General features: G+C 72.2%; 10 protein-coding genes and 1 tRNA gene. 5 read left to right on the top strand and 6 right to left on the bottom strand.

Annotated elements, in window-relative coordinates; genetic code table 11:
- Positions 1-22: 22 nt before the first annotated feature.
- A tRNA-Arg gene (locus AC6JBM_RS42480) sits at positions 23-95 on the bottom strand.
- Between the two features lie 80 nt (positions 96-175).
- On the opposite strand from AC6JBM_RS42480, the gene AC6JBM_RS42475 reads away from it, so the two are divergent.
- Positions 176-667 (top strand): hypothetical protein, encoded by a 492-nt coding sequence (locus AC6JBM_RS42475; RefSeq protein WP_497979430.1) that lies wholly within the window; start codon positions 176-178, stop codon positions 665-667.
- Between the two features lie 201 nt (positions 668-868).
- Here the strand turns inward: AC6JBM_RS42475 and AC6JBM_RS42470 are convergent, their stop codons facing one another.
- The 3 genes from AC6JBM_RS42470 to AC6JBM_RS42460 form a co-directional block, all read right to left on the bottom strand.
- Positions 869-1,600: a DUF429 domain-containing protein gene (locus AC6JBM_RS42470; protein WP_497979429.1), complete on the bottom strand. Its 732-nt coding sequence runs from the start codon at positions 1,598-1,600 to the stop codon at positions 869-871.
- A 233-nt stretch (positions 1,601-1,833) separates the two neighbouring features.
- Positions 1,834-2,475, bottom strand: coding sequence for a hypothetical protein (locus AC6JBM_RS42465; RefSeq protein WP_497979428.1), 642 nt, complete (start codon positions 2,473-2,475; stop codon positions 1,834-1,836).
- A complete protein-coding gene (locus AC6JBM_RS42460; RefSeq protein ID WP_497979427.1) occupies positions 2,472-3,134 on the bottom strand; it encodes an RNA polymerase sigma factor in 663 nt (220 codons plus the stop codon). Before AC6JBM_RS42460 ends, AC6JBM_RS42465 begins: the two co-directional genes overlap by 4 nt.
- 188 nt (positions 3,135-3,322) lie before the next feature.
- Between AC6JBM_RS42460 and AC6JBM_RS42455 the strand changes: the two genes are divergently transcribed.
- The gene (locus AC6JBM_RS42455) at positions 3,323-5,542 is read left to right on the top strand and encodes an Ig-like domain repeat protein (protein ID WP_497979426.1); all 2,220 of its coding nucleotides are present in this window, start codon (positions 3,323-3,325) and stop codon (positions 5,540-5,542) included.
- 78 nt (positions 5,543-5,620) lie between these two features.
- Here the strand turns inward: AC6JBM_RS42455 and AC6JBM_RS42450 are convergent, their stop codons facing one another.
- Together AC6JBM_RS42450 and AC6JBM_RS42445 are read right to left on the bottom strand one after the other, a co-directional pair.
- Positions 5,621-6,940, bottom strand: a complete 1,320-nt coding sequence (locus AC6JBM_RS42450) for a WD40 repeat domain-containing protein (protein ID WP_497979425.1) — start codon at positions 6,938-6,940, stop codon at positions 5,621-5,623.
- Positions 6,937-7,422 (bottom strand): SigE family RNA polymerase sigma factor, encoded by a 486-nt coding sequence (locus AC6JBM_RS42445; protein WP_497979424.1) that lies wholly within the window; start codon positions 7,420-7,422, stop codon positions 6,937-6,939. Before AC6JBM_RS42445 ends, AC6JBM_RS42450 begins: the two co-directional genes overlap by 4 nt.
- 174 nt (positions 7,423-7,596) lie before the next feature.
- On the opposite strand from AC6JBM_RS42445, the gene AC6JBM_RS42440 reads away from it, so the two are divergent.
- From AC6JBM_RS42440 to AC6JBM_RS42430, 3 genes are all read left to right on the top strand, one after another.
- Entirely contained in the window at positions 7,597-11,571 is a 3,975-nt protein-coding gene (locus AC6JBM_RS42440) for an Ig-like domain repeat protein (protein WP_497986658.1), read from the top strand.
- 403 nt (positions 11,572-11,974) lie between these two features.
- Positions 11,975-12,730 (top strand): hypothetical protein, encoded by a 756-nt coding sequence (locus tag AC6JBM_RS42435; RefSeq protein WP_497979423.1) that lies wholly within the window; start codon positions 11,975-11,977, stop codon positions 12,728-12,730.
- Between the two features lie 14 nt (positions 12,731-12,744).
- Positions 12,745-13,080: a hypothetical protein gene (locus AC6JBM_RS42430; protein WP_497979422.1), complete on the top strand. Its 336-nt coding sequence runs from the start codon at positions 12,745-12,747 to the stop codon at positions 13,078-13,080.
- Positions 13,081-13,268 lie beyond the last annotated feature (188 nt).

Genomic DNA, 13,268 nt, shown 5'->3' with positions numbered 1-13,268 from the left:
GGGGCGAGTCATTCTTCGAGGGCGGGGTCGACCGGAGTCGAACCGGCGTTCTTCGGATCCGGATTCCGATGCGTCTACCTCTGCGCTACGACCCCGCCGAGGAGAGTCTAAGGATCTCTGGCAACCGGCCCCTGTTCTGCGGCTTCAGGTCGGCGCGGGCCGGGGCTCGCGTGCGATGCTGGAGTTCATGTACGGCTTCGCGAGACTTGCCGGATTCTTCGCCGCGCACGGGGTGTGGAGTGTGTCCGAGGGCGGCCCGCTGACCCCGATCCTCGGCTACGAGGAGGCGAGCGGCCAGCGCGGCCTCACCCGCTTCGTCGCGGACGACCTGGCCGAGGGCGCGCGCAAGGGCCGGGAGGCGCTGGAGTCCAACGCGGAGGGCTGGGCGCGGGCGGTTCTCGTCCTCGACGCGTACATCCACCTGGAGGCGGGCAAGGTGGACGCCTTGATCGCCGAGGCGGTCGAATACGGCCCGGTTCGGAAGAAGCTGGTCATCGCCGTGCCGTACCGTCCGGAGCCGTTTGCGGTGCACCGCCCCAAGTTCCTGGAGATCGAGGGGGTGCCGGAGTCGGAGGCCGGGAATCTGGCGGACGCGTTCTTCAACGGCGTCGACTCCCACGAGGAGGCCAACGCGGTCTGGAACGCCCACTTGGACGAGTCGATCTAGCAACTGAGCGTGACGCTGATTCACGCAGCGTGCTCGCGGCGGATGTGAATTTCTCTCAGTAATTATGCTTAGGTTTGAAAGATGGGAGCCGGCACCGCCCAGGCATGCGCGCGTTTCCTTTTTGATCTATCGCGCGTCTCGGCGTTCGCTTGGTGCCTACGTCAGGTGCTCTTCGTGGCTAGGGCAAGGGGCTTTTCGTGGCTACGGCAGGTGCTCGAGTCCGGCCGACGGGATGGCGGTCCAGCCCTCGATCTTCGCCAGGGCGAGTTGGTTGCCGTCCGGGCGGATCGTGAGGCCCAGCGCCGCGGCACGCGCGGTCAGGGCGGCGACCACCGCGTCGAACGCGTCGCGGTTGGTGCTCACCAGCGGGCCGAACGAGCCGAGGTCGAGCCACGGCGCGGAATCGAGCAGGGCGGCGGCCAGGCCCTCGTGGCGGCCCTTGTAGCGGCGGGTGACGCCCCAGCGGTAGAGCGACGCCGCCGGGTGGGTCTCGACGATCAGCCCGGTGCCGCTGCGGTCGACGTCCTGGCCGGAGCGGGCGAGCATGGCCTGGAGGGCGGCGCACCGCACGGCGGCGTGGCCCTGGCGGTCCGCGGCGACGCTGGCCGGCACGACGCCGGGGACGTTGGCGCGGACGACCTCGTCGGTCGCGCGGTACATCATCGCCCGCCGCCAGTTCGCGCCGTTCTCCTTGCTGGGCAGCGACGCGGTGTGCCCGACGCGGTGCGCGTTCACGAGCGCGGCGAACGGTTCCGGCCAGCCGAGTGCGCAGTTCAGGCCGGATTTGGCGGCCCCGCGAACGGCCGCCACGATCCGCGCGTCGGGCACGCCGACGGCCAACTCGCGCAGCATGGCCCGGCCTCGCGACCATGCGATGGTCGCGAGGGCGGTCCGCTCGTCGGTGGGAGCGAGATCGACGCCTGCGGTGAGCACGAGAGAAAACAGCGTCGCCGCCCCGCGCTGTGTTACACCCCGGCCGCGCGCCCCGTGCCGAATCGCCGCCGAGGGGCAGGGTTGCAACCGGCAGCGGGGCCGCGGACGTGCGCGCGTTCGAGCTCGGCGGCGCCGGCCGCCAGGCCAGGATGCGGGATTGCCGCCGCCGGCGGCGGCCGGCGGGGCGAATGGCCGCGCAACCTGGACCTCCGCCTCGCTCCGTGAAACAGGCCTCAGCCGTCCTCGTCGCCGCCCGAATTGTCGTTTTCGCCCTGATTTCCGCCGTTTCGAGCGCCGGTCGGTGGGGCGCCCGTGCTGCTCGACGGGCGGGGCAGGGGCGCCGAGGGCGAGGTGGATGCGGTGCCGAGTACGCGGTGACAGTAGGAGTCGATCGACGCCTCGCTGCCGGCCAACCGGGACAGTTCCCGACGCAGCTCCTCGGAGACCGGCTCGTCGTCGCGGGAGTTCCAGGCGCGGCAGGACTCGACCGGCGTCGTGCTCGGGCGCAGTGAGGGCGACAGCGACGGCGACGGCGACACGCGCGGGAGTTGGGGCGCCGACATGTTCGACGTCGGGGAGGAGCCGGACGACGTGTGGCTGTCGAACCAGGTCTGGACCGGCGCCGGGAGGCGGCCCGTGCTCGCCGCGAACGCCGTGCCGCCCACGCCGACCGCCACCACCGCCGCGGCCACGACCGCGAGCAGGCGGCGCTTGCGACGGGGGCGGCGCGCGGGGGCGTTGCGCGGCCGGTACTCCTGGCGGAACCCCGCGACCGCCTCCTCCTCGCCGCGCAGCTCATGCCGGCGGCCCGGCGCGGCCGCCGCGGACAGTAGGTCGTCCAGCCGGTCCCCGGGGCGCTGGTGCTTTCGCCTCATCCCGCCCGCCTCTCGTCGGCGGAATGAGCACGTTCGCGCTGGCCCGGCAACTCGTTCGAGCTTCCGCGGCCGCCATTGACATAACCGGCTGGACCGGCGGAGGTGGCGGGGCGCCCGGCCTGGACCTCGGGATGCTCGGCCAGTTTCCGCAGGCCCCGCATCGCCGCGATCCGCACCGCGCCGGGGCGTTTCCCCAGCACCCGCGCGGTTCCGGCGACGTCCAGCCCGGCCACCACCCGCAGCATCACGGCCTCGGCCTGGTCGCGGGGCAGGCCCGCGATGAGCCGCAGGGCGCGGTCCGTGTCGTCCAGTTCGAGGACCTCGGTCGCCGCGTCGCGCGTCGCCACCACGCGCAGCTGGTCCACGGCCTCGTGCGGTTCCTCGTGCCGGCGCCACGCCTTGCGGTTCTCGTCGATGCCGCGATGCCTGGCGATGCGGAACAACCAAATCCGAAAAGCGGTGGCCGTACCGTCAAATCGCCCCATATCCCGAGAGACCTGCAACCAGGTCTCGGAGGCGACGTCCTCGGCCGCGTCGCCGCACACGACGCGCAGGTAGCGCAGCACGAGTGGATGCAGCGACCGCCACAGCACCGCGAACGCCTCGGCATCCCCGTCGATCGCGGCGGCCAGCGGCACGGTGAGGTCCTCGTCCCGCACCCCTCGCACCGACGCCGTCACTAGCACACGGTAGGCCAGGTCGGGTCAGATTTCTCGGTGACCGTGCGCCGATGGAACGGGCTCGAAAACAAAGATCAGACCATTCGGCTGGTGTGATTCGTAATCCCCCACACGCGGCGTCGAAGTCGCTTAGCGTGACCGATTGACTACTAATCGCGGGGGAGTGCATGGGCAGGGTCAGCATAGGAGCCGCGCTCGCGGCCATCGTCAGCGTCGCGGCCTTGACCGCCGGCGCCACTCCTGCCCTCGCGCAGCCAGGGGCCGTGGTCGTCAACGTCACGCCCAACCCCTCGGTCCGCGGTCAGGCCGTGAAGGTGTGCGCGGAGGTGAGCCTGACCGAGGCCACGGGCACGGTGACCTTCAGCGGCGCCGGCGCCTCGGGCACCGTCGCGCTGAACCAGTCCGGCGAGGCCTGCATCACCAGCACCGACCTGCAAAGCGGCACGGTCATGGCGACGTACAGCGGCGACAGCACCTACGAATCCGAATCCGGGACCGCGACGGTGACGATCGAGCCGGCGAGCACCACCACCACGGTCACCGCGACGCCCGACCCGTCCGTCAGCGGCCAGTCGGTGCAGCTGTGCGCCACGGTCACCGCGGAGCAACTGCCCGAGGACACCGGGCCGACCGGCACGGTGACCTTCACGTACCCGGGCGGGAGCCAGTCCGCGACCCTCAGCGCCGGCGAGGCGTGCGTCACGGACTCCGAGCTGACCACCGGTACGGTCGAGGCGACCTACGACGGCGACAACGACTTCGCCGGGTCCACCGGCACCACGACGGTGACCCGTGACCAGGCCGACACCACCACCGCGGTCACCGCGACGCCCGACCCGTCGTCGCACGGCGCGAGCGTGGAGGTGTGCGCCACGGTCACGGCGGCCGCCCCCGGCAGCGGCACGCCGAAGGGTGAGGTCAACTTCTCCGGCCCGGGCGGACTCAACGAGGACAAGCTCCTCGACGGCACCGGTCAGGCCTGCATCACGACCGCGACCCTGGCCACCGGCACGGTCACGGCCACCTACTCCGGCGACAAGAGCTTCAACAGCTCCGTGGGGACCAAGTCGCTGACCGTGGACAAGGCCGACACGAGCACCTTGGGCAGCGTGACCCCCGACCCGTCGGTGACCGGCCAGTCGGTCGAGGTCTGCGCGACCGTGCAGGCGCTGCCGCCGGGCAGCGGAGTCCCCACCGGCACCTTGACCTTCACCGCCGCGGGCGGGTTCAACCAGACGGTCACGCTGAACGGCACCGGCAAGGGCTGCACCACCACGACCGCCCTCACCGGCGGCACCATCACCGCGACGTACGGCGGCGACGCCGACTTCAGCGGCTCGACGGACACCTTCCCGGCGACGGTCGACCCGGCCACCACCACGACGACGGTGTCGGCGACCCCCGACCCGTCGACGGCCGGGCAGTCGGTCCAGGTCTGCGCGACGGTCGCCGTCGAGGCGCCGGCGAGCGGTACCCCGACGGGCACGGTCACCTTCACCGGCGCCGGCCTCACCGACACGGTGCCGCTGAGCGCCGGCGAGGCGTGCACGACGAGCACGTCGCTGGCGACGGGCACGATCAACGCCGCGTACAACGGTGCCGCCGACTTCGCCGTCTCCTCGGGCACGACGAGCGTGACGGTGAACGACTCGAATCCGTCTCAGCCGGCGCCGAGTCAGCCGCGCAACGTCACCGCGACCGCGAGTGCCTCGTCGGTCACCGTGAGCTGGGACGCGCCGGCGACGGGCGCCGACGTGACCGGGTACACGGTCACCGCGAGCCCGGGCCCGCAGACGTGCAGCACGACCGGCGCCAAGACGTGCGTGCTGGGGGCGGTCGCGGGGACGACCTACACGTACACCGTCGTCGCCCACTCGGAGGCCGGCGACTCGGCCCCGAGCGAGCCGTCGACCGCGGTCACCCCGGCGGCCCCGACGGCGCCGGACACCCCGCCGTCGACGAACCTCACGCTGACCACGACCGACGGCGACATCTCCACCGCCGAGCCCGGCCAGCAGATCGTCTTCGTCGGCACCGGCTTCGCGCCGCACTCCACCGTCCTGGTGACCATCTACTCGACCCCCATCGAGCTCGGCCGGGTCACCACGGACGCGACGGGCGCCTTCCAGACGCCGATCACGCTGCCCCAGCAGCTGGCGGCGGCCCAGCACACGGTGGTCGCGCAGGGTGCGGCCCCGGACGGCAGCCCGCGCTCGATGGCCCTGACGGTCACCGTCGCGGCCGCTCCCGTGGTCACGAGTCCGGTGGCCACGGGCGGCGGCACCCTCCCGGTGACCGGCCCGCCGATCGGCCTGCTGCTGCTGACCGGCCTGGCCCTGGCCCTCACCGGCGCGGCTCTGCTGAAGGCGGGCCGCCGGGCCTACTGACACCCGTCGATCAACGCGAAGGCCGCCCCACTGTCCGGGGGCGGCCTTCGTGCTGCGCCCGCCCGCGCGAGTGCGTTCCTAGCTCCTGCGGCGGCGCAGCAGGAAGTAGAGCAGCACCAGCCCCGCCAGGGGAAGGGCGGCGAGCGCGCGCAGCGCCCAGGGCCACGGCCCGTGGTCCGTGGACTCCGCGGGGCGCGTGCCCAGGTCCGCCAGCAGCCCCGTCGCGAGCTGCAGGTCGGCCACCTCGCAGTGCTGGAGGTGGAACTCGCAGGTCATGCCGGTGTCGAAGCGGGACAGCACCCGCCGGTCGCCCGAGGACAGGGTGAGCTCGTGCAGGCTCATGTGCCCCTGCGCGTCCGTCGTCGCGGCGATCACATGGTCGGGGTCGCGCCAGCCCAGCAGCCGGACCACGTCGGCCACGGGGGCCGGGGTCGGCGTCCCGGCCGCGATCGGGACGAAGGTGACCTGCGCGTTCTCGGTGAGGAAGGTCCCGTCCTCGACCGCCGTGCCGTCCCACGGCACGGTGGCCAGGAAGCGGCCGTCCGCGGACCAGCCGGCCCGCGCGACCAGGCCCCGACCGGCGCCGACGGGCACCACGGCCTGCTCCGTTCCAAGAAGATCCAGCAGGTGTACCTCCTGTGCCGACTGCACCGCCACCCGCGCACCGTCGGGAGCGAACGCGGCGGCGAACGGCGACCTGACCGACGGGACCGCGGTGCTGCGGCCGGTCGACAGGTCCAGCAGGCGCAGGGTGCCGTGGCGCAGAGCGTCGTACTCGGCGCTGTCCGGCTGGCCCTGGGACGGGTCGGTCACGGCCGCGCCGAGGGCGACGTACCGTCCGTCGGGGGACCAGGCGAGGAGCCGCACCTCGAACGACGCGCCGAGGTCGATCGAGCGCCGGTCGCCGGTCGTGAGGTCGACGAGCAGCAGGTCGGTCGTCTCGCCGCGCCGCTCGCCGACAAGGACCCGGGTGCCGTCCGGCGACAGGAGGCTCTGCGGCTTGCCGCGCTCCTCGACCGCGCCGACGCGGCGGTACGTGTCCTTGTCCGCGCCCACGACCAGCGGCTGGAACATGTTGAACAGCTCGCCGTTGCCGTACGTGTACATGGCGATCGCGCGCCCGGGCGCGGAGCGTTCCACGGTGCTGGTGAGGGTGGAGTACCCGGCGAAGTGGTCGGGCACGGAGGGATGGCGAGCCGGGGCGGCCGGGCGCTCGGCCTGCGGTACGACCGGAACCAGCAGCGCGGCGAAGGCCAGGACGACGGCGGTCCAGGCGGCGGCGGTACCGATGCGGCGGCGCCGGACCGAACGCCTTCCGCGCACGAGCACCCGGTCGAGGTAGCCGTCGGCGAGCGGCGGGGCGGGATCGTCGGGCAGGGCGGTGAAGAGGTCCCTCATGACGCTTCCCCTCCCAGCAGGCGGCGCAGCGCGGCCATCGCGTAGGACGTCTGGCTCTTGACCGTGCCGGGCGAGCAGCCGAGCGCGGCCGCGGTCTGGGCGACGTCGAGGTCCTCCCAGTACCGCAGCACGAGCACGGCCCGCTGCCCTCGGGTGAGCCGGCCGAGCGCGGCCCGCACGTCGACCCGGTCCTCGATCCCGGGCGCGCTCATCGCGGGCACCGGCACCTCGGCGGCCGGCTGCACCCGCCGCGCCCACGGTCGCCGCCGCTCGGCGAGGTACGCGTGGACGAGGATCGCCCGCACGTACGCGTCGACCGACTCGGCCGCGGCGGCCTTGCGCCAGTGCCGGTACAGCGCGACGAGGCACTCCTGCACCAGGTCATCGGCGGCCGCCCACTGCCCGCACAACCGGTACGCGAGCCGCCGCAGCACGGGCATCCGCGCGCGGACGTACTCCACGAACTCCTGCTCATCACGCAATCCAGGCCTCCCGAACAACTAAGAGTGGGCCAGGACGGCGATCGGTTGTGAAGGGATTCGGCAGCCGGATCCATTGGGCTGTCCGGATCATGGCCCCCGGCCGGATCGGCAGACGCACCGGGGCTGTTCGTCGATGCCGGGGTGCTTGCCCCCTGACACATACTGACGCGCGTGATGGTGATCTCGACTCACCGTGCCCGCCGAAGCTCTCGTCCGCTGCCGACGGCGGTGGCGCTGGCGGTGCTCGCCACGCTCCTCGTCGTGGTCGCCGCGCCGCGCGAGTCCGCCGCGGCCGCCGGCACGAAAGCGGCCGGCGTCGCCGTCAGCCTGTCCGCCGACCCGATCGCCGCGGGCCAGCTCGCGACCGCGACCGCGGTCGTCACCGCCGCCGACGCGGCCGACGGCGTGCCCACCGGCACGGTCCGGTTCACTGTGGACGGTGCGAACTTCGGGTCCGCCGTGTCGCTGGTCGGCGGCCAGGGCGCGGTCGTGCTGGAGAACCTGCCGGTCGGCTCGCACGCCGTCTCGGCCACCTACTCGGGCGACGCCACCTTCGCCGCGTCCGACGCCGGGCCGGGCCTCACCGAGGTCGTGGTGCCGGCCGGCACGGCGTCGTTCGTGCCGGTCACGCCGGCCCGGGTGCTCGACACGCGGCCGGGGCGGCTGAACGGGTACACCGGGGACAAGCCGGCCGCCGGCGGCACCGTGACCCTGCAGATCGCCGGCCGTGGCGGGGTCCCGGCCACCGGCGCCACGGCGGTCGTCCTGAACGTCACCGCGACCCAGGCCGAGAGCAGCGGCTATGTCACCGTCTGGCCGTCGGACCGGCCGCGGCCGGTCGCGTCGAACCTGAACCTGGAGACGGTCGGGCAGACGATCCCGAACCTCGTGGTGGTGCCGCTCTCGGCGAGCGGGACGGTGAACATCTTCACCTGGCCGTCGACGCACCTGATCGCCGACGTGTCCGGCTACTTCGCGCCCGCGACGTCCAGCGCGCAGGGCCGGTTCGTCGCGCTGAACCCGAGCCGCCTGCTCGACACGCGCAACGGCAACGGATACACGGGTCCCAAGCCGGCGGCGGACGCCACGGTGAAGCTGGCGGTGGCCGGGCGGGGTGGCGTCCCGGCGTCCGGCGCGGCCGGTGTCGTGCTCAACGTGACCATGACCGGGGCGGACAGCGGCGGCTACGTCACCGTCTGGCCCTCGGACCGGCCCCGGCCGGTGGCGTCCAACCTCAACGCGACGCACGACAACCAGACCATCGCCAACGCCGTGTGGGTGCCGCTGGCGCCGGACGGCACGGTCAGCCTGTACACCTACTCCGCCACGCACCTGGTGGTCGACGTCGCCGGCTGGTTCACCGGGCCGGACATGACGGTCAGCACCGCGGGCCTGTTCGTGCCGACCCAGCCCACGCGCCTGCTGGACACCCGCGGCGGCCCGAACCAGACCGGATACACGGGCTCGAAGCCCGCGGCCGGCGCGACGCTGCCGCTGGTGACGGCCGGCCGGGGCCCGGTGCCGGCGACCGGGGCCGCCGCCGTCGTCACGAACGTGACCGCGACCGAGTCCACCGGGGACGGCTACGTGACCGCGTACGCCACCGGGCAGGCCCGGCCGCTCGCGTCCAACCTGAACCTGGAGACGGCCGGGCAGACGCGGCCGAACCTGGTCACCACGCCGCTGGGCGCCGGCTCGATCGACCTGTACACGTCGGTCTCCACGCACCTCATCGCCGACGTCGCCGGATACTTCACGGCCGACCTCGACCCGGCGCCGGCCCCGTCCCAGCACGCGACCGTCACGCCCGCGAGCGGGACCGCCGTGCTGGATCCGACAGCGGTCCGGGCCGTCACCGGCGACGCCGCGAACGGCTACCGGCTCACCCTCGCGCCCGGCGGGTCGGTGCCGGCCGTGGGGCAGAACATCCTGCTCAAGGGCGGCGGTGACGCGTACCCGGACGGCCTGGCCGCGAAGGTCACCGCGCACACCCCGAACTCCGACGGCACGACGAGCGTCACCGCCGGCGCGGTGCCGGTCGACCAGGTGGTGAACAACCTGGACCTGGGCTACGACGGCGCCGCCCAGGTCGCGGTCGAGACGGTCACCGGCACCACCGGCGCCCGAGCGGCCGGCACGGTGCGGGCGGCGGACGTGAGCGCGGAGCGGGACTTCGACCGGTCCAAGCTGCTGTTCGAGTCGTCGGCGTGGACCTGCAGCGGCGCCACCGGCTTCACGCCCTCCGTGGCCGCGGTGCGCTTCGACAACACGAAGGTCCACTTCGAGAAGCGCGTCGGGCTGTTCGTGGCCCCGTACGTGAGCTTCTACCTCATGACCGAGCCGATCGTGGAGTTCAGCGGCGAGGTGCACGGCAAGGTCAGCTGCGAGCTGTCGGCCGCGTTCCGGCGCTCGCACCGGATCGTGTGGCGGTTGCCGACCGAGGTGCCGGTGACCGTCGATCTCGCCCCGGCGCTGAAGTTCGAGGCGACGGTGGCCGGCACGGTGAGCTTCACCGAGCACTTCTACCGGATGGTCGGCATCCGGACGAACCCCGACCTGTCGATCCACGTCATCAATGCCGCGTCGCAACGGCCGGAGAGCGTGGACGTCAGCGCCGGCGCCTCGGTGTCGCTGCTCATCGGGGCCGACATGTCGCTCAAGGTGCTCGACGTGGCCGGCCTCGGCGTGACCCTCGGGCCGCAGTTCGTCGCCTCGGTCGACACCCACCTCTGCGCCTCGCTGAAGGTCAGCATCAAGGCCGAGTTCGACATCCGGCTCGACCTGATCATCAAGGAGTTCCGCAAGTCGCTGGTGACGCTCGGCGTCGGCCCGTGGACCCTGTGGCGACGCTGCGCCAGCGACGGCGGTGGCGGGGGCACCGACCCGCTGACCGTCGCGAGCACGTCGCTGCCCAGCGGCACGGCCGGAACCGGGTACTCCGCGTCGCTGCTGGCCGACGGCGGCGCCGCGCCCTACACGTGGCAGGTCAGCGGGCTGCCGGCCGGCCTGACCGCCGACGCCGCCGGACACATCGGCGGCACTCCGGCCGCACCGAGCTGGTCCCAGCTCACCGTGAAGGTCACCGACCACAGTGGAGCGACGGCGACGGAGTTCGTCACGCTGTCGATCGGCCGGGTCCTGCCCGCGGAGGCGAGCCTGCTCTCGGCGTCGCCCAGCGGCGCGCCGGGCAACGCCCCGTCGTCCAACGCCCAGGTCTCCGGCGACGGCGCGTACGTCTACTTCGAGTCCTCGGCGACGAACCTCACCGCCGACGGCATCGGCAGGAGCCCGGCGGTGTACCTGCGGGACGTGGCCGCCGGCACCACCCGCCGCCTCGACATCCCGGGCGACGACGGGTCGATCAACCGGCTCAAGGGGGTGTCGTCCAACGGCCGCTTCGCACTGCTCCAGACGAACAACTCCCACGACACCGGCTGGTGGCGCTACGACCGGGTCACCGCGACATTCACCGCCATCGCGCCGAACGTCTACAGCCCCGGCCCCGGGGAGATCTCCGACGACGGCGGCCTCGTCGACCTCGGTGGCTCCCTTTACCGCATCAGCGACGGTACCGGGATCGAGATGCCCTGTCCCGGAGCAACCAGGCCGGGGCCCTTCTACCCGCGAATCACGTTCGTCGGCAACGCGAATGTCGTCTACTACATCGACGACGCCTGCGGCGAGTATCAGTACAGCGCGTTCCGCTTCGACCGGACCGCCGGAACCACCACCGAGGTCCTGAAGGCCAACTGCTACTTCAACGGCGGCAACGCGTGCGTGAGCGAGGTCGCGCCGACCCTCGACGACGCGCACCGGGCAATAACCGTCATCGCCAACGGGCCGTCGACCTGGTCGGAGCGGCTGCTGCTCGACGGAGTGCAGGCCGGCCCGGTCACCGGGGACAGCATCGGCCTGTGCGGCATCACCGACTCCGGCGGCTCGGTCTTCTACTCGACGAACTCGGACCTCCTGACCGGCGGCACCACCGGCGGACGGGACATCTTCCGGTTCGACCGCGCGACCAACCAGGTGACCCGGGTGTCCCCGATCGGCTCCGGCGACGGCGGATCGTCGTGGTGCACCAGGCACGCGCTGACCGGCGGTGGGCGGCTCGTCTACCAGTACAACGACCAGATCTACCTGCGCTGAGCCGGAGGCCGTCGATGCGGACTCCTTTCCGCTTCGGTACCGCGGCTCTGCTGCTCGCCGCGGCGCTGTACGCCGTACCGTCGCCGGTCACCGTGCCGACGGCGAACGCCGCGGTCGACGGTGATGCGTCGACCGCCGCGGCGGGCTCGTTCGGCTCGGTGGCGCCGTTCCGGGTGCTGGACACCCGCAACGGGACCGGCGCGCCCAAGGCCGCGGTGCAGCCGGGGGCGACAGCATCACCGCCGACCTCTCCCGCACCCACATCGACTTCAGCCTCGACGCGAACCCGGCGTACCCGAACATCAACTTCCTGGTCACGTCGTACCCGACGTTCGACCTCCAGGTCGGGTTCACGGGTCAGCTGACCTGCACGCTCAAGGACGCCAACAACGGCACCTTCGCGGTGCACATCGCGATTCCGGCCTTCCCCGGGCTGATGGTCGTCCTCAAGCCGGTCCTGAAGATCACCGTCGGCGGTCAGGTGAGTCTCGACTTCCAGTGGGCGCCGAGAATGGCGGTCGGCTTCGTGCGCTCTCCGAACATCAACACCGACGTGCATGCGTTCGGCAGCAGCAGCTCGGTGACCCTCAGCTCGACCGTGGGCGCCGACGTCTTCCTCGGCCTCTCCGTGGAGCTGTCGCTCGCGGGGCGGCTCGGCGTCGAGGGCGCGGTGGGCCCGGACCTCGGCGTGGAGTACGACGCGTCGACGCAGTGCGTCTCGGTCTTCGGCCAGACCAAGGCCGAGCTCAGCGCGAACGCCAGCGTGTTCGTCAAGAACTGGTCCTTCGCCATTGCCAGTGGCGTCTTCGGCCGCACCGACCTGTACCAGCACTGCTTCGGCGGTGGTGGTGGCGGCGACCAGCGTGATCTCACGCTTTCGGCCGGCGGCGGTCCCGCGGGCTCATGGTTCCTTGTCCGGCATTCAGGGAATTGTCCGGCACCGGCGAGCGACGTAATGTCGGCCATCGCCTTTACGTTTGTCGATTCGCGAGGCAATCGATTCGCACCGTCCGGCCCCTATGCCCTCGCCGCGGACGGTTCGTGGAGTAACAACCAGGTATGGGGCCTGCCGTATGACGGACCCGCATACCCGGGAAAGCCGGCCGGCGGCGATCCGGCACCCGGCGCGGAAGGTTCGAGGCCCAATGCGTCCGGTTGAATGGTGGCGAATGGGTGGTTACGGCCACCTATCCGCCGGCGCCGTTCATCACCGTCAGCCCCTCGCTGCACCTGAAGGTCTCGGCGACCAGTGTGCCGCGGGGAGCAACGGTCACGGTGACCGCGCTGAACCCCTGCCCAGCTGGGAATACGCCCGCCGGGGCCGCGGTCCTGACGGAAGGCTCCGGGCCCACCGGGACCGCCACCTCGGGAGCCGACGGGCTCTGGTCGGTCGATGTGCCGATCCCCTCGACGTTCGCCACCGGGCCGCATATCGTCACCGGCACATGTTGGCCCGCATCCGGCCTTCAATCCATCAACTACGTCGAAACGACGATAACGGTCACGTGAGCGGCGAGCGACATTCGGAATGACCTGACGTTCGGTGGATGGCGGGCAACCTTCGTCCAGACCTTACGGCCATGGATTGCCGCCGGATTTCCCTCCATCCATAGTGGACGCCGGGTCCAAAGCGGCCCCGGGGATATCGTCACGCCCGGCCATTTTGTGAGAAGGCCGGCGGTCGATCCGCGTTTTCC

Source organism: Dactylosporangium thailandense, assembly GCF_059739745.1.
The sequence above is the reverse complement of the archived record's forward strand: the minus strand, read 5'-3'. Positions and strand labels throughout refer to the sequence as shown.

What these genes read in the sequence shown, in the direction of transcription:
- AC6JBM_RS42455 (WP_497979426.1), top strand. Translation starts at nt 3,323, where the DNA reads ATGGGCAGGGTCAGCATAGGAGCCGCGCTCGCGGCCATCGTCAGCGTC.
- AC6JBM_RS42450 (WP_497979425.1), bottom strand. Translation starts at nt 6,940, where the DNA reads ATGAGGGACCTCTTCACCGCCCTGCCCGACGATCCCGCCCCGCCGCTC.
- AC6JBM_RS42465 (WP_497979428.1), bottom strand. Translation starts at nt 2,475, where the DNA reads ATGAGGCGAAAGCACCAGCGCCCCGGGGACCGGCTGGACGACCTACTG.
- AC6JBM_RS42440 (WP_497986658.1), top strand. Translation starts at nt 7,597, where the DNA reads ATGGTGATCTCGACTCACCGTGCCCGCCGAAGCTCTCGTCCGCTGCCG.
- AC6JBM_RS42475 (WP_497979430.1), top strand. Translation starts at nt 176, where the DNA reads ATGCTGGAGTTCATGTACGGCTTCGCGAGACTTGCCGGATTCTTCGCC.